The 20,209-nt window shown below is 73.5% G+C and carries 19 protein-coding genes; 5 read left to right on the forward strand and 14 right to left on the reverse strand.

Annotation, left to right across the window (positions count from 1 at the left end):
- Positions 1-11: 11 nt before the first annotated feature.
- Complete coding sequence (locus tag AB0J21_RS13480; protein ID WP_363146036.1) at positions 12-635, reverse strand: sulfite oxidase-like oxidoreductase; 624 nt, start codon at positions 633-635, stop codon at positions 12-14.
- Between the two features lie 190 nt (positions 636-825).
- Here AB0J21_RS13480 and bfr point away from each other — a divergent pair, with 190 nt between their 5' ends.
- Entirely contained in the window at positions 826-1,344 is a 519-nt protein-coding gene (gene bfr / locus AB0J21_RS13485; RefSeq protein ID WP_363146037.1) for a bacterioferritin, read from the forward strand.
- 56 nt (positions 1,345-1,400) lie between these two features.
- Here the strand turns inward: bfr and AB0J21_RS13490 are convergent, their stop codons facing one another.
- A complete protein-coding gene (locus AB0J21_RS13490; protein WP_363146038.1) occupies positions 1,401-1,745 on the reverse strand; it encodes a (2Fe-2S)-binding protein in 345 nt (114 codons plus the stop codon).
- A 198-nt stretch (positions 1,746-1,943) separates the two neighbouring features.
- Positions 1,944-3,299 (reverse strand): class II 3-deoxy-7-phosphoheptulonate synthase, encoded by a 1,356-nt coding sequence (locus AB0J21_RS13495; protein ID WP_363146039.1) that lies wholly within the window; start codon positions 3,297-3,299, stop codon positions 1,944-1,946.
- Between the two features lie 309 nt (positions 3,300-3,608).
- Between AB0J21_RS13495 and AB0J21_RS13500 the strand changes: the two genes are divergently transcribed.
- Positions 3,609-5,561, forward strand: coding sequence for an anthranilate synthase family protein (locus AB0J21_RS13500; protein ID WP_363146040.1), 1,953 nt, complete (start codon positions 3,609-3,611; stop codon positions 5,559-5,561).
- 48 nt (positions 5,562-5,609) lie between these two features.
- Here AB0J21_RS13500 and AB0J21_RS13505 read toward each other — a convergent pair whose 3' ends face one another.
- The 4 genes from AB0J21_RS13505 to AB0J21_RS13520 all read right to left on the reverse strand — a co-directional run bounded on the left by AB0J21_RS13505 (position 5,610) and on the right by AB0J21_RS13520 (position 9,689).
- Positions 5,610-6,614, reverse strand: coding sequence for a 2-hydroxyacid dehydrogenase (locus AB0J21_RS13505; protein ID WP_363146042.1), 1,005 nt, complete (start codon positions 6,612-6,614; stop codon positions 5,610-5,612).
- Between the two features lie 121 nt (positions 6,615-6,735).
- Entirely contained in the window at positions 6,736-7,380 is a 645-nt protein-coding gene (locus tag AB0J21_RS13510; RefSeq protein ID WP_363146247.1) for a response regulator transcription factor, read from the reverse strand.
- 113 nt (positions 7,381-7,493) lie between these two features.
- Positions 7,494-8,630: a DUF5931 domain-containing protein gene (locus AB0J21_RS13515; protein ID WP_363146248.1), complete on the reverse strand. Its 1,137-nt coding sequence runs from the start codon at positions 8,628-8,630 to the stop codon at positions 7,494-7,496.
- A gap of 294 nt (positions 8,631-8,924) precedes the next feature.
- On the reverse strand, positions 8,925-9,689 hold the full coding sequence (locus AB0J21_RS13520; protein ID WP_363146043.1) for a lysophospholipid acyltransferase family protein: 765 nt from the start codon (positions 9,687-9,689) through the stop codon (positions 8,925-8,927).
- A gap of 298 nt (positions 9,690-9,987) precedes the next feature.
- Here AB0J21_RS13520 and AB0J21_RS13525 point away from each other — a divergent pair, with 298 nt between their 5' ends.
- Positions 9,988-10,776: an alpha/beta fold hydrolase gene (locus AB0J21_RS13525; RefSeq protein ID WP_363146044.1), complete on the forward strand. Its 789-nt coding sequence runs from the start codon at positions 9,988-9,990 to the stop codon at positions 10,774-10,776.
- Entirely contained in the window at positions 10,769-11,440 is a 672-nt protein-coding gene (locus AB0J21_RS13530; RefSeq protein ID WP_363146045.1) for a hypothetical protein, read from the forward strand. Before AB0J21_RS13525 ends, AB0J21_RS13530 begins: the two co-directional genes overlap by 8 nt.
- Before the next feature lie 49 nt (positions 11,441-11,489).
- Here the strand turns inward: AB0J21_RS13530 and AB0J21_RS13535 are convergent, their stop codons facing one another.
- From AB0J21_RS13535 to AB0J21_RS13560, 6 genes are all read right to left on the reverse strand, one after another.
- A complete protein-coding gene (locus tag AB0J21_RS13535) occupies positions 11,490-12,254 on the reverse strand; it encodes an endonuclease/exonuclease/phosphatase family protein (protein ID WP_363146046.1) in 765 nt (254 codons plus the stop codon).
- Between the two features lie 73 nt (positions 12,255-12,327).
- Positions 12,328-13,269, reverse strand: coding sequence for an ROK family glucokinase (locus AB0J21_RS13540; protein ID WP_363146047.1), 942 nt, complete (start codon positions 13,267-13,269; stop codon positions 12,328-12,330).
- A gap of 56 nt (positions 13,270-13,325) precedes the next feature.
- Positions 13,326-13,841 (reverse strand): DUF5304 family protein, encoded by a 516-nt coding sequence (locus AB0J21_RS13545; RefSeq protein WP_363146048.1) that lies wholly within the window; start codon positions 13,839-13,841, stop codon positions 13,326-13,328.
- A gap of 165 nt (positions 13,842-14,006) precedes the next feature.
- Entirely contained in the window at positions 14,007-15,212 is a 1,206-nt protein-coding gene (locus AB0J21_RS13550; protein WP_363146049.1) for an ArsA-related P-loop ATPase, read from the reverse strand.
- A 23-nt stretch (positions 15,213-15,235) separates the two neighbouring features.
- Positions 15,236-15,721, reverse strand: a complete 486-nt coding sequence (locus tag AB0J21_RS13555; protein ID WP_363146050.1) for an SRPBCC family protein — start codon at positions 15,719-15,721, stop codon at positions 15,236-15,238.
- A 92-nt stretch (positions 15,722-15,813) separates the two neighbouring features.
- On the reverse strand, positions 15,814-16,590 hold the full coding sequence (locus AB0J21_RS13560) for a metallophosphoesterase (RefSeq protein ID WP_363146052.1): 777 nt from the start codon (positions 16,588-16,590) through the stop codon (positions 15,814-15,816).
- A gap of 328 nt (positions 16,591-16,918) precedes the next feature.
- On the opposite strand from AB0J21_RS13560, the gene AB0J21_RS13565 reads away from it, so the two are divergent.
- Entirely contained in the window at positions 16,919-18,715 is a 1,797-nt protein-coding gene (locus tag AB0J21_RS13565) for a long-chain fatty acid--CoA ligase (RefSeq protein WP_363146053.1), read from the forward strand.
- Between the two features lie 283 nt (positions 18,716-18,998).
- Here the strand turns inward: AB0J21_RS13565 and AB0J21_RS13570 are convergent, their stop codons facing one another.
- Positions 18,999-20,141 carry a glycosyltransferase family 4 protein gene (locus tag AB0J21_RS13570; RefSeq protein WP_363146054.1) on the reverse strand — a complete coding sequence of 381 codons (1,143 nt, stop codon included), beginning with the start codon at positions 20,139-20,141 and terminating at the stop codon, positions 18,999-19,001.
- Positions 20,142-20,209: the final 68 nt, after the last annotated feature.

Below are 20,209 nucleotides of genomic sequence, written 5' to 3' on the forward strand. Positions count from 1 at the left end.
CCGGCCTCCCGCTACGCCTGGGGCCCCTCGCCCGGCTCCTCCTGGTAGGAGTAGCGCTGTTCACGCCAGGGGTCGCCGATGTTGTGGTAGCCGCGTTCCTCCCAGAAACCGCGGCGGTCGGCGGTCATGTACTCGATGCCGCGCACCCACTTCGGGCCCTTCCAGGCGTAGAGCCGGGGAACGACCAGCCGCAGCGGGTATCCGTGCTCGGCGGTGAGCAGCTCGCCGTCCTTGTGGGTCGCGAAGAGGGTGTCCTCGGCGGCGAAGTCCGCGAGCCGGAGGTTCGAGCTGAACCCGTACTCGGCCCACACCATCACGTGGGTCACGGCGGGGGCCGGCGGTACGAGGTCCAGGAGGGTGCGGGCCGGGGTGCCGCCCCATTCGGCCCCGAGCATGCTGAATTTCGTGACGCAGTGCAGATCGGCGGCGACCGTCGTGTAGGGCAGGGCGGAGAACTGCTCGTGGTTCCAGGCGTGCTTGTCGCCGTCCGCCGTGGCGCCGAAGACCCGGAACTCCCAGCGCTCGGGCCGGAACTTCGGGACCGGCCCGTAGTGCGTGACCGGCCAGCCGCGCTGCAGGCGCTGGCCGGGAGGCAGCCGCGGTTGCTCGTGTGCTTCGCTCGCCCGCTGACCCATACGTCCATCCTGACAGACCGGACGGTCCTCGGTGACCTCGGACGGCGTGACCCCGGTGACGCCTGGGGCGGACCTGACTAAGCGTGCACTTACTGGACGCTCCGGAACCGCGATGCGAGGATGCGCGCATTCCGCAGCCGGTCCGTGACCGGCCGTACCCGCCGTTGCTCTCCTGGAAGGAGCCCCGACGATGCAGGGCGACCCCGAGGTCATCGAGTTCCTGAACGAACAGCTGACCGCCGAGCTGACCGCGATCAACCAGTACTTCCTCCACGCGAAGCTGCAGGACCACAAGGGGTGGACCAAGCTGGCGAGGTACACCAGGGCCGAGTCCTTCGACGAGATGCGGCACGCGGAGATCCTCACCGACCGCATCCTGCTCCTGGACGGCCTGCCCAACTACCAGCGGCTCTCCCACGTGGCGGTCGGGCAGACGGCGACCGAGATGTTCCGGGCCGACCGGCAGATCGAGGTCGAGGCGATCGACCGGCTGCGGCGGGGCGTCGAGCTGATGCGGAGCAAGGGGGACATCACCTCGGCGAACATCTTCGAGGCGATCCTCGCCGACGAGGAGCACCACATCGACTACCTGGACACCCAGCTGGAGCTGATCGACAAGCTCGGCGAGGCGCTGTACCTGTCGACGGTCATCGAGCAGAACCAGCCCGATCCCTCGGGCCCCGGCACCAGCGGCTTCAAGACCGACTGACGGGCCACCGAGGGCCCCCGGACGGCGGGCCCGACCGGCCGAGCCGTCGTTCCGGGTCAGGCGGCGTCGTCCAGCACTTCTCCGCGCCCGGTTCCTTCGTACGCGGCTTCTCCGTACGTGGCTTCTCCGTGGGCGGCTTCTCCGCGTGCGAGGGGGGCGGCCGGTACGGCGACGACGGAAGCGGGTCCGGCGAGCGCCACGGCGGCGGGCGCGCCGCGGTCGATCAGCTCGCGGCGGGGGCAGGCGGCCCGGCCCAGGAGGGACTGGATCTGCCGCACGCAGCGGCCGCAGTCGGTGCCGGCCCGGCACGCCGAGGCGATCTTCCTCGGGGTGCCCGCTCCGGCTTCCGCGTGCTCCTTGACCTGCTGTTCCGTGATGCCGAAACACGAGCAGACGTACACGCGGTCCACCTCCCCTGCGGGTTCGGTCAGTACGGCCTCCCGGCCCGGGAGCGGTGCACCGCACAGCCCCCGGCCAGTGAGGTAACCCTAACCTTACCGATCGCCCGGCGGACGTAAAGCCCGGATACGCCGATGGGGCACGGATCACACGATCCGTGCCCCATCGGTCATTCGAGGTTCAGTGCCTCTCGGCGGGCCTCACTGCGCGCGGTACATCTCCGCGACCAGGAAGGCGAGGTCCAGCGACTGGCTGCGGTTGAGCCGCGGGTCGCAGGCCGTCTCGTAGCGCTGGTGCAGATCGTCGACGAAGATCTCGTCGCCGCCGCCCACGCACTCCGTGACGTCGTCGCCGGTCAGCTCGACGTGGATGCCGCCGGGGTGGGTGCCCAGTTCCTTGTGCACCTCGAAGAAGCCCTTGACCTCGTCGAGCACGTCGTCGAAGCGGCGGGTCTTGTGGCCGGAGGCCGCCTCGAAGGTGTTGCCGTGCATCGGGTCGGTGACCCAGGCGACGGTCGCGCCGGAGGCGGTGACCTTCTCGACGAGGGTCGGCAGCTTGTCGCGGACCTTGTCGGCGCCCATCCGGACGACGAAGGTCAGCCGGCCCGGCTCACGGTCCGGGTCGAGGCGCTCGATGTACTGCAGCGCCTCCTCCGGGGTCGTGGAGGGGCCGAGCTTGATCCCGATGGGGTTGCGGATCTTGGAGGCGAACTCGATGTGCGCGCCGTCCAGTTGGCGGGTGCGCTCACCGATCCACACCATGTGGCCGGACACGTCGTAGAGCCGGCCGGTGCGGGAGTCCACGCGGGTCAGCGCCGACTCGTAGTCGAGCAGCAGCGCCTCGTGCGAGGAGTAGAACTCGACGGTGCGGAACTCCTCCGGGTCCGTCCCGCAGGCCCGCATGAAGTTCAGCGCGCTGTCGATCTCCCGCGCGAGCTGCTCGTAGCGCTGCCCGGAGGCCGAGGTGCGCACGAAGTCCTGGTTCCAGGCGTGCACCTGGCGCAGGTCCGCGTATCCGCCGGTGGTGAAGGCGCGTACGAGGTTCAGCGTGGACGCGGAGGTGTGGTACATCCGCTTGAGCCGCTCGGGGTCGGGCACCCGGGCCTCGGCGGTGAACTCGAAGCCGTTGACGGAGTCGCCCCGGTAGGTGGGCAGCGTCACTCCGTCACGCGTCTCGGTGTTCTTCGAGCGCGGCTTGGAGTACTGGCCGGCGATCCGGCCGACCTTCACGACGGGCACGGAGGCCGCGTAGGTGAGGACGGCGCCCATCTGGAGGATGGTCTTGAGCTTCGCGCGGATGTGTTCGGCGGTCACGGCGTCGAAGGACTCGGCGCAGTCGCCGCCCTGGAGGAGGAACGCCTCGCCCCTGGCGACGGCCCCCATCCGGGTGCGCAGTTGGTCGCACTCACCGGCGAAGACCAGCGGCGGATACGATTCGAGGTCCGCGACAACTTCGCGCAGTGCCTCGGCATCGGGGTACTCAGGCTGCTGCGCCGCGGGCAGGTCTCGCCAGGTCGCCTTGGCGGCGACGGCGTCGGTTTCGGCGTTCACGGTCACCCGGCCACCTTACGGCGTCCCCACAGGTGTCCATGCGGCGGCTCATCAGATGAGACGGAACGTGTCCGAACGGGCGCGCCGCGTCCCGGGTGGATGACGGGCCGCCCCGGCATCGGTTAGGGTGCCGCTCATGTTCGCGCACTCGACCCGTTCCTGGTGGTGGCCCGCTCCTTCGGCGGCCCACTGACTGCGCGTACCCAGTTCGCGAAGGCCGCCCGAGGGGCGGCCTTCAGTGTTTTCCGGGACTCCCCGGAAACCGGCCGGCCGCTCCTCTCCGCTCAGCTCCGCTCCCGGAAGGAACGCCCGCCCATGCATCCCGCCAGCCCCGCCGCCGCCCTGTTCGACCGGCTCCGCTCCCCCGACGCCCCGCCCTTCGCCCTGCTGCGCCGCCGCACCCCCGGCCACGACGAGGACACGGTGGAGGTCCTGACCGGGCCGGTCCGCGAGGTCGAGCGGCTCGCGGACATCCCCGAGGAGGGCGAGCTGCCGGTCCTCGCGCTCGTGCCCTTCCGGCAGATCAGGGAGCGCGGTTTCGACGTGCGCGACGACGCCACCCCGCTGTCGGTGCTCCTGGCCGAGGAGGTGCACACCGTGCCGCTGGACGAGGCGCTGCGGCTGCTGCCGACGCACGAGGTGCGCGTGCGCGACGGGGACTTCGACGTGGACGACGCGCGGTACGCGCGGACGGTGGAGCGGGTGCTGCGTGAGGAGATCGGCCGGGGCGAGGGCGCGAACTTCGTGATCCGGCGCACCTTCCGGGGCCGGATCGAGGGCTTCGGCCGCGCGGACGCGCTCGCCCTGTTCCGCCGGCTGCTGGCCGGGGAGCGCGGCGCGTACTGGACCTTCCTCGTGCACACCGGGGAGCGCACCCTCGTGGGGGCGAGCCCCGAGGTGCACGTGCGGATGACCGGCGGCGGCACGGACGCCTCGGGCGGGCGGCGCTCCGGCACGGTCGTGATGAACCCGATCAGCGGGACCTACCGCTATCCGGCCGAGGGGCCGAGCGTCGAGGACCTGCTCGGCTTCCTGGGCGACGCCAAGGAGGTCGAGGAGCTGTCGATGGTGGTCGACGAGGAGCTGAAGATGATGGCGACCGTCGGCGACATGGGCGGGGTGGTGGTCGGCCCCCGCCTCAAGGAGATGGCCCATCTCGCGCACACCGAGTACGAGTTGCGGGGGCGTTCGACGCTGGACGCCCGCGAGGTGCTGCGCGAGACGATGTTCGCGGCGACCGTGACGGGCTCCCCGGTGCAGAACGCCTGCCGGGTCATCGAGCGCCACGAGGAGGGCGGGCGCGGCTACTACGCGGGGGCCCTGGCCCTGATCGGCAGGGACGCGGGCGGGGCGCAGACCCTGGACTCCCCCATCCTGATCCGCACCGCCGACATCGACCGGGAGGGCCGCCTCGGGGTCTCGGTCGGGGCGACGCTGGTGCGGGGCTCCGACCCGGCGGGCGAGGTCGCCGAGACGCACGCGAAGGCCGCCGGGGTGCTGGCCGCGCTGGGGGTGCGGCCGGGCCGGGCGGCGGCCGGTCCCGGCGGGCCGGTGCGGCTCGCGGACGACCCGAGGGTGCGCTCCGCGCTGGACGGCCGGCGCTCCGGGCTGGCCCCGTTCTGGCTGCGGCTGCGCTCCGCCCCGGCGGGCCCGCCCTCGGCGCGGGTCCTGGTGGTGGACGCCGAGGACACCTTCACGGCGATGCTCGCGCATCTGCTGCGCTCCTCGGGCCTCGCCGTCGAGGTGCGCCGTTTCGACGCGCCGGGGCTGCGGGAGGCGGTGGCCGCGCACGAGGGCCCGGTCGTCCTCGGCCCCGGTCCCGGCGATCCGTCGGACGCGGACGACCCCAAGATGCGGCTGCTGCGGGCGCTCGCCGCGGACCTCCTGGGCGCGCGCCGCCATCCGCTGCTCGGCGTGTGCCTGGGGCACGAGGTGATCGCCGCCGAACTGGGACTGGACCTCGTGCGCAAGGAGGTCCCGTTCCAGGGCGCGCAGACCTGCGTGGACCTGTTCGGGCGGCCGGAGACGGTCGGCTTCTACAACAGCTTCACCGCGCGCTGCGGGGACGCGGCCGCCCGTGAACTCGCCGCCCACGCGATCGAGGTGAGCCGGGACCCGCTGAGCGGGGAGGTGCACGCGCTGCGCGGACCGGGCTTCGCCTCGGTGCAGTTCCACCCGGAGTCGGTGCTGACCCTGGACGGGGCGTCGGTCGTGTCCCGGCTGCTCGCGGACGCGGCCCGCGAACTGCCGCACACCCCCCGCGTATGAGGGCCCGCGGGTGAAGTCCTGCGGATGAGGGGTGGCGCGGCCGGGAGGTCAGGGTCCGGGCACCGCCGGGACCAGGACGTTCGGGCCGCGCCGGCCCTCGGTGTGGTCGAGGCAGTTCTGGAGGGTCGCGTCCACGATCTGCTGCACGGCGTCGACGGTGTAGTACGCCTGGTGCGAGGTGACGACGACGTTGGGGAAGGTCATGAGCCGGGCGAGTACGTCGTCGTCGACGCCCTCCAGCGACTTGTCGAGGAAGAACAGCCCGGCCTCCGCCTCGTAGACGTCGAGTCCGACGCCGGTGAACCGGCCCTTGCGCAGTTCCTGGACGAGGGCCTCGGTGTCGATCAGCCCGCCCCGGCTGGAGTTCACCAGCAGCGCGTCGTCCTTCATGAGGCGCAGCGCCCGCGCGTCGATGAGGCGGGCGGTGGTCGGCAGCAGCGGGACGTGCAGGCTGACGACGTCCGACTCGCGCAGGAGCCGCTCCCGCTCGACGTACTCCATGCCGAGGTCCAGGCAGGCCGGGTTCGGCGTGAGGTCCCAGCCCAGCAGCCGCATGCCGAAGCCGTGCGCGATGGCCGCGAAGGCCGCGCCGATCTTCCCGGTGCCGAGCACGCCGACGGTGCGGCCGCGCAGGTCGCGCCCCATGAGCCCGTTGAGCCTGAAGTCGAACTCGCGGGTGCGGCGCACGGCGCGTACGACGTGGCGGTTGACGGTCAGCGCGAGGCTCCACGCGAACTCGGCGACCGAGTACGGCGAGTACTCCGAGACCCGGGCGACGGTCAGGCCGAGGCGCTCGGCGGCGGCCACGTCGATGTTGTTGAAGCCGGTGGAGCGCTGGGCGATCATCCGCGTGCCGCCGGCCGCGAGGATCTCCAGGACCTCGGCGCCGAGGTCGGCGTTGACGCTGGTGGAGACGGTCTCGTGGCCCGCGGCGAGCGGGGCGGTGTCGGCGGTGAGGAAGACGTCGAGGCAGTGCAGCTCGGAGTGGCCGGCGAAGGCCCGCTCCAGCAACGGCTGTTCGTCGCTCTGCACGCCGAATGCCAGGATCTCCACAGCGGCTCCCCGGGTAGGTGACACTGCCCCCGACCCTAGGGCCCCCGGTGGCTGACACGCCCGGGGAACACGGCTGTCCGGGACCTTCGGCCCCGCCCGCGCCCCGGGCGGGCCCGGTTGCTCAGATCTCGTCGAGACCGCGTTCGATGGCGTACCGCACCAGCTCCACGCGGTTGTGCAGCTGGAGTTTGCCGAGCGTGTTCTGCACGTGGTTCTGGACGGTGCGGTGCGAGATGACGAGGCGTTCGGCGATCTGCTTGTAGCTCAGGCCCTTGGCGACGAGCCGCAGCACCTCGGTCTCCCGCTGCGTCAGCCGGGGCGCGCCCGGCTCCTGCGCACCGGCGGCGGGCCCCTCGGCGGCCAGCCGCCGGTACTCGCCGAGCACGAGACCGGCGAGCCCGGGGGTGAACACGGCCTCGCCGACCGCGGTGCGCCGGACCGCCTCGACCAGTTCCCCGGTGCTCGACGACTTCAGCAGGTAGCCGGTGGCCCCGGACTTGACGGCTTCCAGGACGTCGGCGTGCTCCCCGCTCGCGGACAGCACGAGGACGCGCAGCCCGGGCCGCTCCCGTACCAGCCGTTTGCACACCTCGACGCCGGGCAGTTCGGGCAGGTTCAGGTCGAGCACGAGCACGTCGGGCCGTACGGCGGTGGCGCGGCGTACGGCCTGGGCCCCGTCCCCCGCGGTGGCGACGACCGTGAAACCGGCCGCCTCCAGGTCGCGGGCGACCGCGTCCCGCCACATCGGATGGTCGTCGACGACCATCACCGTGGTCGGCCGAGCGCCGTCCGTGCCCGTCTCCCGCGCCTCGTGCGGCTGGTCGTTCGACCCGTTCATCCTGTTCAGCCCGTTTCTCTTGTGGCGTGTGCCGTGTTCCGTCACGTGGCGGCGCGCGGTACGCGCAGTTCGACCTCGGTGCCCTGCCCGGGGACGGAGAGGAGTTCCGCGCCGCCGCCGAGGTCGCGCAGTCTGCCCCGGATGGACTGGGCGACGCCGAGCCGTCCCTCGGTCGCGGCCTGGTCCAGGCGGCCCTCGGGGATGCCGGGCCCGTCGTCGCGCACGGTGACGAGGACCTCCTCGGGCTCGTCCTCGACCAGGAGCCAGGCCCGCGCCCCCTCGCCCGCATGGGCCCGGACGTTGTCGAGGGCCGCTGCCACGGCGGCGGCCACCTCGCGTGCGGTGTGCGGCGGCAGCAGGACGGGCGTACCCGGTCCGGCGAGGCTCACCCCGGGGCCGGTGTGCGCGGTGAGCAGCGGCAGCAGGTCGAGCGGTGCCTCCCCCGCGCCCGGCTCGGCGTCCTCGGCGGGCGGGGCGGGCGGCCCGCCCAGGATCAGGGTGCGCAGCGCGCTCTCCTGCTCCCCGGCCAGACGGCCCAGTTCGGCGGCCTCCCCGCCGAGGGCGGTGCCGCGCCGCTGCACCATGGCGAGGACCTGGAGCACGCTGTCGTGGATGTCGCGGGCCAGCCGTTCGCGTTCGCGGTTCGCCGAGTCGATCTCCAGGGCGCGCGCGAGGGTGCGCTCGGAGGCGCGGGCGACCTCGATGACGTAGCCGATCGCGATGGAGGCGACGCACACCAGCAGCACCGCGTGCACGGTGCTCTGGCTCGGTGTGCCGCGCTGTACGACGTTCGCCAGGCCGACCAGCGCGGAGGCGAACGCCGCCCAGCGCCAGCCGCCCTTGAGCGCGTACGCGAGGACCGCGCCCGCCGTCCATATCGAGGGCAGCGTGGGCACCCCCGAGGCGACCCGGTCCGCGCCCTGCGCGAGCGGGGTCAGCAGGATTCCGGCGAGCGCGATCACGAGGTCGGCGCCGAGGAAGGGCCAGGTGCAGCGCGCGGCGCCGGAGACCCGGCGCAGGGTCAGCAGCGTCCAGGGCGCGAGCACCACGTAGTACGCGACGGCGAGGCCCGGACTGGCGTACTCACCGTACGAGGCGAGGAACAGCCCGACCGCGTAGCACAGGGTCAGCACGCGGTAGCCGGTGAGCGCCCGCCACATCGGCTGCTCGACCGACATGCGGGCCCGGGGCGCACTCGGCCGCGCGGGCGGGGTGTTCTCCGTCCTGGCGTCGGGCGGTGTGCCGCGCGGCGCGGGCCGCCCGCCCCCGGAGCGCGGCGCTGCGGGCGCTGCGTGCGCTCCCGCCGTCGCCGGGCCTTCCCTCGTGCTCATCTCGTGTGCCCCCTGCCCTCGACCGATTCCCCACCCGGTCCTACGCGCTGGGCAGCCTATGCGGTTCCCGGGGGACGGAGGGAGAAGGGGCCTGCCGGTCGACGGCGGCGGGCCGGGCGGCTCTGGCGGCGGCCAAACGGCTCAGGCGGCCCGGCCGCTCTCCTCGGCCCCGGCGGGGCGCTCCTTGGCGGCGGCCTTCTCGGCCTCGGCGCGCTTCTTCGCCGCGTCGGCGATCTGGCGCTTGGCGGCGGTCGCGTAGATGTCGACGTACTCCTGGCCCGAGAGCTTCATGATCTCGTACATGACCTCGTCGGTGATCGCGCGCAGGACGAAACGATCCTGCTCCATGCCCTCGTACCGGCTGAAGTCGAGCGGCTTGCCGATCCGGATGCCGGGCCGCATGAGTTTCGGCATGACCTGGCCGGGCGGCTGGATCTTCTCGGTGTCGATCATCGCGACCGGGATGACGGGGGCGCCGCTGGCGAGCGCGACCCGGGCGAGCCCGCCGGGTTTGCCGCGGTAGAGGCGGCCGTCCGGCGAGCGGGTGCCCTCGGGGTAGATCCCGAAGAGCTCTCCGCGTTCCAGGACCTCGACCCCGCTCCTGATCGCGGCCTCTCCGGCGCCCCGGCCGCCCGAGCGGTCCACCGGGAGCTGGCCCACGCCCTTGAAGAAGGCGGCGGTCAGCCGGCCTTTGATCCCGGGGGTGGTGAAGTACTCGGCCTTGGCGATGAAGGTGACCTTGCGGTCCAGCATCGACGGCAGGAAGAAGGAGTCGGAGAACGAGAGGTGGTTGCTCGCGAGGATGGCGGGGCCCTCGGCGGGGATGTGCTCCATTCCCTCCACCCAGGGCCTGAAGGCAAGCTTGAGCGAGGCACCCAGCGAGTGCTTCATCGCGTTGTAGATCACCGGTCCGCCTTCCCTGTCCTTGCCGTCGACCTTACCCGCCGGGGCGCCCGCGGGCGGGTGGGCGCACGACGACCCTGGTCGGTGTCGGCCCGGTCGCGTACGGTGAAGTACGCTCCCGCGCCATCGTTCCGGTGCCCCGTTCCCGGCCGGACATGCCGGGCGGGGGCGCGGCGCCACCTCCCGTACCGCCCGGTCGTACCCCTGTCCCCTCTCGCCACCCCCTTCACTGTTCCGCCCCGCCTCACGAACCCGCCTCATGAACCCGCCTGACGAACCCGCCTCACGAAGGAGACCGATCGTGCCGGTCCTTCCCGGAGCCGAGCCGTACCGCCACGAGGGCGGGCAGGTCGGCGTCCTCCTCTGTCACGGCTTCACCGGCTCGCCGCAGTCGCTGCGCCCCTGGGGCGAGTACCTGGCGCGGCGCGGGGCGAGCGTGTCCCTGCCGCTCCTGCCGGGGCACGGGACCCGCTGGCAGGACATGCAGATCACCGGCTGGCAGGACTGGTACGCCGAGGTGGACCGGGCGCTGCGGGAGTTGTCGGAGCGCTGCGAGCGGGTCTTCGTGTGCGGTCTGTCGATGGGCGGGGCGCTCGCCCTGCGGCTCGCGGCGAAGCACGGGGCGGCGGTGTCGGGGCTGGTCCTGGTCAACCCGGCGCTCAAGGTGCACGGGGCGGCGGCGCACGCGCTGCCGGTGGCGCGGCATCTGCTGCCCTCCATCGCGGGGCTGGTCGGCGACATCGCGAAGGAGGGCGTCGAGGAGCTGGGCTACGACCGCGTCCCGCTGCACGCGGCGCACTCGGTGCGCGCCTTCTTCCGGCTGGTGGACCGGGAGCTGCCGCAGGTGACGCAGCCGCTGCTGCTTCTGCACAGCGCGCGCGACCACGTGGTGCCGCCGGGCGACTCGGCGCGGGTGCGAAGCCGGGTGTCCTCGCGGGACGTCACCGAGCTGGTGCTGGAACACAGCTACCACGTCGCGACGTTGGACCATGACGCGGACCGGATCTTCGGGGAGAGTGTTTCCTTCGTGTCCCGGATCGCTCCAGAATTCGCCCATTTCGCCAACGAAGGGACGGCCACCGGTGGCTGAGAACGGCGCGGAGCGCGAGGAGAGCCGGGAGCCGGAGGAGAGCGGCGTCCCCTTCGACGAGGAGGCGGCCTGGGCGGCGATCGTCGCCGGGTACGGCGAGGAGCCCGAGGACCCGCCGGGGGCGCGGCCGTTCAAGTCCGTGGAGGATCTGGCCCGTACCGAGGCGGCCTCGCGGGGCGACACCCGGGCCGGTGACAAGGACACCGGCGACAAGGACGCCGGTGACAAGGACGCCGGTGACAAGGACGCCGGTGACCGGGACGAGGCGAAGAACGAGGAGGGCGGCGAGCCCGGGGAGGGCACCGTGTCCGGGGTCCGGCCGCTCGGTGGTTCGGTGGCCTTCGCGCCGGGGCTGGCGGGCGGTCCGCGCGACCACTCCCTCGCGCGGCCGGGTGAGGACGATCTCGGTCCGCAGGACGAGGGGCACTTCGTGCAGCCGGACCCGCCGCTGCCCACGGCGGACGTGACGTCCAAGTTCGCCTGGATCGCGGTGATCGGCGGTCCGGTGCTGACCCTGTTGATCGTCCTGCTGGGCTGGACGATGACGTGGTGGCTCGCGACGCTGTGCATCGGCGGTTTCGTCGGCGGCTTCGCGACGCTGGTCATGCGGATGGGGGACGGCGAGGACGACGAGGACGACCCGGGGCGCGGCGCCGTGGTGTGAGCCCCGGCGGGCGGGCCGCGGCTTCCGCGCGGTCCCGCCCCCGGTTCGTTCAGGAAGCGGCCGGCAGCCGCAGCGCCGCGAGGACCGGCAGGTGGTCGGAGGCGGCGCGCAGGTCGGCCTCGGTCACGCCGGGCAGGTCGGGGACGCCGCAGCCCAGCACCTCCACGCCCTCGGTGACGAACAGGGCGTCGATGCGCTGACGGGGGTCGGCGGCGGTCGAGGTGTGCTCCCCGCCGGCCGGGCGGACGGTCCAGGCGTCGCGGAGTTCGCCGGCGAGCAGCCGGAAGGTGCGGCCCCCGGGGCGTTCGTTGATGTCGCCGCCCGCGACCGCGTACTGGGTGCCGAGCCCCGCGACCTTGTCGAGCAGCATGCCGCCCTGGGCGTAGCGCTCGTCCTTCTGGAGGCTCAGGTGGCAGCTGACGACGCCGAGCCGGGCGGCGCCGAAGCGGAGTACGGCGGTGGACAGCCCGCGCCGGTGCAGCCCGGGGGTGAGCGGCAGCAGGACGTCCTCGGTGCTCTCGACCCTCGCGCGCAGCGAGCACAGCAGGGCGGGCCCGGCGGCCGTACCGCCGCCCGCGAGGGTCACCAGGCCCGATCCCCGGGCCAGTCGCGACAGTTGCTTGCGCCAGCGGAAGAACCGGGGCGCCTCCTGCAGGAGCACCACGTCGGGCGCGCAGGCGCGGATGATGCGGCTCAGCGCTTCGGTGTCGTCGCGCAGGGAGCGGATGTTGTAACTGAGGACCCGCACTACGGCGGAACCGTCCGGCTCGGTACGGGAGTCGGGCAAGGTGCTGGGCGGCGTTGGGCTCTGCATGGCGCTCAACCTACGCCGACGTCCGCCGCCTCCCGCACCGGGGACGCGACGGACGTGGGGCGTGCGAGGGGGGTCAGCCCTGGCGGGCGAGGTCGGCGGCGCCGACCAGCCCTGCCTTCCCGCCGAGTTGGGCGGCGAGCACCTGGGCGTGCGGGCGCCAGGCGCCGCCGATCAGCCAGCGGCGGAAGGAGCGGCGGATCGGGTCGAGCACGAGGTCGCCCTCGTCGGAGACGCCGCCGCCGACGATGAACGCCGAGGGGTCGAACAGCGAGGCGAGATCGGCGAGTCCGGCGCCGGCCCAGCGGGCGAGTTCCCGGAAGGAGTCGATCGCGACGGCGTCGCCCTGGCGGGCCGCCGCGCTGACGTGCTTGCCCTGGATGCCGTCGGCCGTGCCGTCGCCGAGGGCGAGCAGGATCTCGGCGTTCTCCGGGGTCGCGTTGGCGCGCTGCTTGGCGTAGCGCACCAGGGCCCGGCCGGAGGCGTACTGCTCCCAGCAGCCCTGGCTGCCGCAGCCGCACAGCAGCCCGTCGGGGACGACCCGGATGTGGCCGAACTCGGCGGCCACGCCGAAGCGTCCGCGGCGCAGCTTGTTGCCGATGATGATGCCGCCGCCGAGGCCGGTGCCCAGCGTGATGCAGATGACGTCCTCGTGGCCCTGTCCGGCGCCGAAGCGGTACTCGCCCCAGGCGGCCGCGTTGGCGTCGTTCTCCACAACGACGGGCAGGCCGACGCGCTGCTCGACCTTGTCCTTGAGCGGTTCGTGGCGCCAGTCGATGTTGGGCGCGAACAGGACGGTGGCACGCTTGTCGTCCACGTATCCGGCCGCGCCGATGCCGACGGCCTCGATCTCGTGGCCCTTGCTGGCGCCGGCGACCGCGCTGGAGATCGCGTCGACGATGGCCTCGGCGGTGGGCGGCGTGGGCACGGTGAACGTCGAGAGGATCGCCCCCTCCTCGTCCACCACTCCAGCCGCGATCTTCGTGCCGCCGATGTCGACGCCGATGGTGAGTCCCATGTGTCCCTCAGTTTTCGGTCGAGCCCCGCTGAGGGGCAACCTTACGCGAGGGGCCGTCAGTCGAGGTCGATGTGCTCCCCGCGCCCGGGTCCCTCGTCGTCACGGCCGGGTCCGGAGGGACCGCCGGGGCCCTCGTTCCCCGGGGTCTTCCCGGGGGCCGTCGCCCCGGTCTCGGAAGGCTTGTCGCCGCGCGTCCAGCGGTTCTCCTGGCCGGACACGGCGCTGCGGTAGGCGGCGAGGAGTTCGGCCCCGGCGGCGGCGAGGTGGTCGAAGACCTGCGGGTTGCGCTCCAGTACGGGTTCCACGACGGACTTCGCCTGCTGGACGACCTGGCGGACGACCTGTTCGGCGGCGGCGCCCGCGACGGGGTTGGCGGAGCCGGCGAGGGCGGAGAAGGCGCCGACGCGTTCGGCGACGGCGTCGGCGAGGCGGCGCAGCTCCTCGGCGGCGGAACCGGGGCGCGGCCCGTGCTCCCGCCGGCGCCGGTCCCGCTCGGCGGCGAGGTCCTCGGCGCAGGCCGTGGACCAGGCGTCGTCGTCGAAGGAGGCGGAGGGCTCGGTGGCTTCGCTCATGGCGGACTCCTGCGGGCGGGTCGGGCCGGGGGTGGGCTGCGCACTTCGACGGTACCGGACCGGGCGGCGAGACGGAGGGGGCCGGACGGCGGGCGGGGCGCCCAGGGCCTGTCTTCGAACTGGCGCCGCGCGGCAGGCGGCAGTTCGAAGACAGGCCCGAGAGGCTCAGCGCCTGGGCCACAGCGCCGGGTCGGGGGTGAAGCGCACCCGCAGGGCGCCCTCGCGCAGGGCGGCGCCGGTCACCGAGCAGCGGCGCAGCGCCGAGGGCAGGATCAGGACGCGGCGGAACGGCCCGGCGGTGACCACGAGTTCGTCGTCGAGCCGGAACAGGTCGAGCTCCTCGCGTACGGCTCCGGGCAGCGGGATCCACCACTCCAGGCAGCCTCCGCCGTCGTTGTCGCCGCTGTCCTCGCGGCGGTCGAGCAGGGGCCAGGGCAGCGCCTCGACGGGCAGGGCAGCGGGCGGGGGCACCTGGAGCGCGGCGAGGTCGTCGAGGCCGCGCGGGTCGTGGCCGAGGTGCCGCACGGGGTGCACGGGCAGCACCTCGGCCCGCCACTCGGCGAGCACCTTGTCCTGCTGGGCGGCGCCGGGGGCCTGCTCGGGCTGGACCCGGTTGGCGAGGACGGCCTCGGGGCGCAGGTCGTACAGGGCGGTCCCGGTGCGGTGCACGCGCAGCGCGTCGGCGGCGGCGGGGGTGGGCTCGGCGACGTACCGCACGGTCGTCCCGGGGGCCCGCAGCAGGTCTTCGACGGCGGCGAGCGTGGTGTCGGCGCGGGCCGCGAGCGTGTAGAGGTCCTCGGCGGGCATCGGCACCCCGGCGAGCCGCCCGAGGACGGGGCGCAGCGCGCGGGCGGCCTGCCGTCTCGCGGGCAGCAGGCGGCCGAGGTAGCGGCGCAGCTGCTCGGGGAGGACGAGCAGCGCGAGGGCCGCGTCGCCCGCGGGCAGGTCGACCACCAGCGTCTCGTGGGCAGGGCCGGTGTCCTCGTCGGCGTCGGGCCTCGCGGGGTCCTCGCCGACTCCGTGGCGGTGCAGCGCGGAGAGCAGCGCGAGTTCGCCGGCTCCGGGCAGCGTGGTGAGTTCGCCGTCCTCCAGCGGGGCGGCGCCGAGCAGCGCGAGGGCGGTTCCGGCGCGTTCCTGGAGGGTGAGGAGCCCGCTGCGGAAGCCGTGGTCCGGGTCGGTGCCGACGACGCCGAGCAGGGGCGCGACCTCGACGGGGGTGCGTCCGGGCCGCACGCCGAGGACGGCGGCGGCCGACCGGTCGGGGGTGATCAGCAGGGTGCGGGAGCCCGCGCGGGCGGCGGCGAGGGCGGTCGCGGCGGCGAGCGTGGTGCGGCCCGCGCCGCCGGGGCCGGTGACGAGGACCGTGCGCATGGCCTGGGGAAGGGCTCGGGCGGTCAGGCGGGATCGCCGGCCGGGGGCGCGGAGTCGGTCGCGGTCTGGGCGGGCGGACCGGCCTCGACGCGCTTCTTGAGCCCGGCGAGCGCGCGGTCGGTGATGACCTTCTCGGCCTTGCGCTTGATCATGCCGAGCATCGGGATCTTGACGTCGACCGTGAGCCGGTAGGTGACCTCGGTGCCGGCGCCGGCGGCGCGCAGCCGGTAGGAGCCGTCGAGGGAGCGCAGCATCTGCGACTTGACCAGGGTCCAGCTCACCTCTTCGGGGCTGAGCCAGGTGTAGGCGAGGGTCTGGTCGTCCTTGATGGCGCCCGCGTCCATGACGAGGCGGACCTGTTCGGCGCGGCCCTGGTCGTCGGTGGCCAGGATGTCGGCCTCCTTGACCTCGCCGGTCCAGTCGGGGTAGCGGGCGAAGTCGGCGATCACACCCATGACGTCGGCCACGGGGGCCTCGATGATGATGCTTGAGCTGGTGTGTTCGGCCATCGCCGTGGCTCCTCCAGTGCAGACCGGTCGGATGTTTCGCGGAAGTGGAACGATGTGGGGCCCGCGCGGCAAGGCTACCGCCCCGGCCGGCTTCACCATTCCAGGGCCCAGGGGCGCCCGGTGGAGGCGAAGTGACCCACGTTCACGCACTCCGTGGCGCCGATCCTGGCCCGCCGCACGAGGGGCTGGTGGACGTGGCCGAACAGGTGGTAGCGGGGCCGGGTGCGGCGGATCGCGGCGAGCAGGGCGCGGCTGCCGCGTTCGAAGCGGCGCGCGACGGTGTCGTAGACGAGTTCGGGCACCTCGGGCGGGATATGGGTGCACAGGACGTCGACCTCGCCGAGCGCCTCGACCTTCGCGGCGTACTCCTCGTCGTCCCGCTCGTAGGGGGTGCGCATCGGGGTGCGCAGTCCGCCGCCGACGAAGCCGAAGACGCGGCCGCCGATCTCCACCCGCTCCCCGTCGAGGACGGTGGTGCCGGGGCGGGCGTACTCCTTCCACAGGTGCGGGAGGTCGACGTTGCCGAAGGTCGCGTACGTCGGGGCGGGGAAGGCGGCGAACAGGCGCGCGTACTGGAGGCGGGCGGCGCGCTCGATGGCCGGGCCCGGTTCCTCGCCCAGCCGGGCCCACTGGGCGCGGTTGAAGTCGCGGGCCTCGTCGAAGCGGCGGGCGGTGCGCAGTTCGACGATCCGGTCGGCGGCCTCGGTGCCGAACAGGTCCGGGAAGATGCCGTGCGAGTGGTCCGCGTAGTCGAGGAACATCACGAGGTCGCCGAGGCACACGAGGGCGTCCGCGCCGTCCCCGGCCCGGGCGAGGTCCCGGACGTTGCCGTGCACGTCGCTCACCACATGAATACGGGTCCTTCGCATGCCCGCCACCCTAAGACCGGCCCGCGGTCCGCGGACAGGGAAGCGGCCCGCTTTCCGGCCGTGCCCAAGGACCGGCCGGAATCCGGCAGACAGGGTCGGACCTGCGGTTACTTCTCAGTCGGGAGCACCGTGGACTACTGTGCGCGAAGCGCCTGCGCGGCGTGTGACGCACCGAACATCTGGCCCGGTCCCCCTATCGAAAACCCCTTACCGGTGGGTAACGTCCGGGCGGTCCGGTCGTGCTCTCCCCACGGAGCACCCGCCCGATCTTGGATCGCACCGTCGCAGCACACCGTCGTGGCGCCGGCGCCAATGAGGAGCAGCAGTCTTGCGCGAGTTCAGCCTTCCGGCCCTGTACGAGGTCCCCGCGGGCGGCAACCTGACCGATATCGTCCGCCGCAACGCCGCGCGCCATCCCGAGGTGGCGGTCCTGGGCCGCAAGGTCGACGGGGTGTGGCGGGACGTCACCTCCACGGTCTTCCTCGCCGAGGTGAACGCCGCCGCGAAGGGCCTGATCGCCTCCGGTGTCGGCCCGGGCGACCGGATCGGCCTGATGTCCCGCACCCGCTACGAGTGGACGCTGCTGGACTTCGCGATCTGGGCGGCCGGAGCGGTGACCGTGCCGGTGTACGAGACCAGCTCCGCCGAGCAGGTGCAGTGGATTCTGGGCGACTCCGGGGCGGTGGCCTGCCTCGTGGAGAGTGACGCGCACGCCGCGACCGTCTCCTCGGTGCGCGAGGGGCTGCCGGAGCTCGCGCACGTGTGGCAGATCGACGCGGGCGGCGTCGGGGAGCTGAACGCGGCGGGCGCCGGGGTCGCGGACCGGGTTCTGGACGAGCGGGCCGCGGGCGTCAGCGCCGACGACCCGGCGACCATCGTCTACACCTCGGGCACCACGGGCCGCCCCAAGGGCTGTGTGCTGACCCACCGCAGTTTCTTCGCCGAGTGCGGGAACGTCGTGGAACGCCTCAAGCCCCTGTTCCGCACCGGCGAGTGCTCGGTCCTGCTCTTCCTCCCGGTCGCGCACGTCTTCGGGCGTCTGGTGCAGGTCGCGGCGCTCATGGCGCCGATCAAGCTGGGCCACGCCCCCGACATCAAGAACCTCACCGAGGAACTGAGCGCCTTCCGGCCGACGATGGTCCTCGGTGTCCCGCGCGTCTTCGAGAAGGTCTACAACGCGGCACGGGCCTCGGCGCAGGCCGGCGGCAAGGGCAGGATCTTCGACCGGGCCGCCGACGCGGCCATCGCCTTCAGCCAGGCCCAGGACACCCCGCAGGGGCCCTCCCTCGGCCTGCGGCTGCGCCACCGGCTCTTCGACAAGCTCGTGTACGGCAAGCTGCGGGCGGTGCTCGGCGGTCGCGGCGAGTACGCGATCTCGGGCGGGGCGCCGCTCGGCGAACGCCTCGGGCACTTCTTCCGCGGCATCGGCTTCACCGTCCTGGAGGGCTACGGGCTCACCGAGTCCTGCGCTGCGACCGCCTTCAACCCGTGGGACCGCCAGAAGATCGGCACGGTGGGCCAGCCGCTGCCGGGCTCCGTGGTGCGGATCGCGGACGACGGCGAGGTGCTGCTGCACGGTGAGCACCTGTTCGCGCGGTACTGGAACAACGAGGCGGCGACCGCCGAGGCGCTCGCCGACGGCTGGTTCCACACCGGCGACATCGGCACGCTCGACGAGGACGGCTACCTCGCGATCACCGGCCGCAAGAAGGAGATCATCGTGACGGCGGGCGGCAAGAACGTCGCTCCCGCCGTCATCGAGGACCGCATCCGCGGCCACGCGCTGGTCGCCGAGTGCATGGTCGTGGGCGACGGCCGCCCCTTCGTCGGCGCGCTGCTCACCCTGGACGAGGAGTTCCTCGCCCACTGGGCCGCCGACCACGGCAGGCCGGCCGGCTCGACCCCCGGGTCCCTGCGCGAGGACCCCGAACTGCTGGCCGAACTCCAGTCGGCGGTGGACGAGGGCAACGCGGCGGTCTCCAAGGCGGAGTCCGTCCGCAAGTTCCGCGTCCTGCCGGTGCAGTTCACGGAGGAGTCGGGACACCTGACCCCCTCCCTCAAGCTGAAGCGGAACGTGGTGGCGAAGGACTTCGCGGAGGACGTCGAGGCGCTGTACCGGAGGTAGGACGAGGCATTCGTCCTCAAGTGCCGGACAGACCGCAACCACCCCGGCCCGTCCGGCACTTGAGGACACCACCGGCCAGAGCCCCACACCCGGACCGCACCCCCACCAGCCCGTCCGGCACTTGAGGACACCACCGGCCAGAGCCCCACACCCGGACCGCATCCCCACCAGTCCGTCCGGCGCTTGAGGACACCACCGGCCGGAGGCCCGACACCCGGACCGCAACCACCCCAGCCCGTCCGGCACTTGAGGACACCAAGCCCTCCGGCGACTGAGGACACGGCTACAGCAGCGCCGCCAGATCGGCCGCCAGCAGGTCCCAGCGCCATTTCTCCTCGACCCAGGCGCGGCCGGCCCGGCCCATCCGCGTGCGCAGCGCCTCGTCGGCGAGGAGGGTGATGAGGCGGTCGGCCGTGTCGCCGGGGCGGTCGCCGGGGACGACCCAGCCGGTCACCCCGTCCCGTACCGCGTCCGGCGCTCCCCCGGAGTCCCCGGCCACCACCGGCAGCCCGGTCGCCGAGGCCTCCAGGTAGACGATGCCGAGGCCCTCCACGTCCAGCCCGCCGCGCCGCGTGCGGCACGGCATCGCGAAGACGTCTCCCGCGCCGAAGTGCGCCGGCAGCTCCGCCCACGGCACCGCGCCGGTGAACCGTACGGAGGCGGCCACCCCCGTCTCGCGGGCCAGGCGGCGCAGGTCCGCCTCGTAGGGTCCGCCGCCGACGACGAGCAGTACGGCCTCGGGTTCGGCGGCCAGTACGGTCGGCCAGGCGCGGATCAGCGTGTCCTGGCCCTTCCTCGGGACGAGCCGGGAGACACACACGACGACGGGCCGCTCGCTCAGTCCGAGCCGGGCGCGGACTTCGGCGCCGCCCGAGCCGGGGTGGAAGACCTTCTCGTCGACGCCCGGCGGCAGGTGCACCATGCGGGCGGCGGCGGCCGGGCCGAGCGCGGGCGCGATCCGGGAGCGGGTGTACTCGCCGAGGTAGGTCACCGTGTCGGTGGTGTCGCCGATGCGCCGCAGCAGGCTCCGCGCCCCGGGCAGCTGGGCCCAGCCCGCCTCGTGGCCGTGGGTCGTGGCGACCAGCCGTCGCGCCCCCGCCGAGCGCAGCGCGGGCGCCATGAGGCCGAGCGGCGCGGCGGCGCCGAACCACACCGACGTACAGCCGTGGCGCCTGAGCAGCGTCGTGGCCCGGCGCGTGGTGCGCGGGGTCGGCAGCAGCATCGTCGTCGGGTCGCGGTACACCCGGAACGGCTGCTCCGCGTCGAAGGCGGCGGTCGCCTCCCGGCCCTCGCGGCCGCGCTTCCAGGTCGAGGCGTAGACGACGAACCGCTCCGGGTCCAGGCGCAGCGCGATGTTGTGCAGGAAGGACTGAATGCCGCCCTGGCGGGGAGGGAAGTCGTTGGTGACGATCAGGGTCTTGTCCATCGTCGCCGACAGTACCGAACGTCCCGGTCCCCGGCGGACGCCGCCGTACCGGCGAAGTGCGGGGCACG

The organism is Streptomyces sp. NPDC049954, from assembly GCF_040656295.1.
GTDB lineage: Bacteria > Actinomycetota > Actinomycetes > Streptomycetales > Streptomycetaceae > Streptomyces.

Coding starts and splice junctions, on each gene's coding strand:
- AB0J21_RS13480 (WP_363146036.1), bottom strand. CDS start 635: ATGGGTCAGCGGGCGAGCGAAGCACACGAGCAACCGCGGCTGCCTCCC.
- bfr (WP_363146037.1), top strand. CDS start 826: ATGCAGGGCGACCCCGAGGTCATCGAGTTCCTGAACGAACAGCTGACC.
- AB0J21_RS13500 (WP_363146040.1), top strand. CDS start 3,609: ATGCATCCCGCCAGCCCCGCCGCCGCCCTGTTCGACCGGCTCCGCTCC.
- AB0J21_RS13510 (WP_363146247.1), bottom strand. CDS start 7,380: ATGGTCGTCGACGACCATCCGATGTGGCGGGACGCGGTCGCCCGCGAC.
- AB0J21_RS13515 (WP_363146248.1), bottom strand. CDS start 8,630: ATGTCGGTCGAGCAGCCGATGTGGCGGGCGCTCACCGGCTACCGCGTG.
- AB0J21_RS13535 (WP_363146046.1), bottom strand. CDS start 12,254: ATGCAGAGCCCAACGCCGCCCAGCACCTTGCCCGACTCCCGTACCGAG.
- AB0J21_RS13540 (WP_363146047.1), bottom strand. CDS start 13,269: ATGGGACTCACCATCGGCGTCGACATCGGCGGCACGAAGATCGCGGCT.
- AB0J21_RS13545 (WP_363146048.1), bottom strand. CDS start 13,841: ATGAGCGAAGCCACCGAGCCCTCCGCCTCCTTCGACGACGACGCCTGG.
- AB0J21_RS13550 (WP_363146049.1), bottom strand. CDS start 15,212: ATGCGCACGGTCCTCGTCACCGGCCCCGGCGGCGCGGGCCGCACCACG.
- AB0J21_RS13555 (WP_363146050.1), bottom strand. CDS start 15,721: ATGGCCGAACACACCAGCTCAAGCATCATCATCGAGGCCCCCGTGGCC.
- AB0J21_RS13560 (WP_363146052.1), bottom strand. CDS start 16,590: ATGCGAAGGACCCGTATTCATGTGGTGAGCGACGTGCACGGCAACGTC.
- AB0J21_RS13570 (WP_363146054.1), bottom strand. CDS start 20,141: ATGGACAAGACCCTGATCGTCACCAACGACTTCCCTCCCCGCCAGGGC.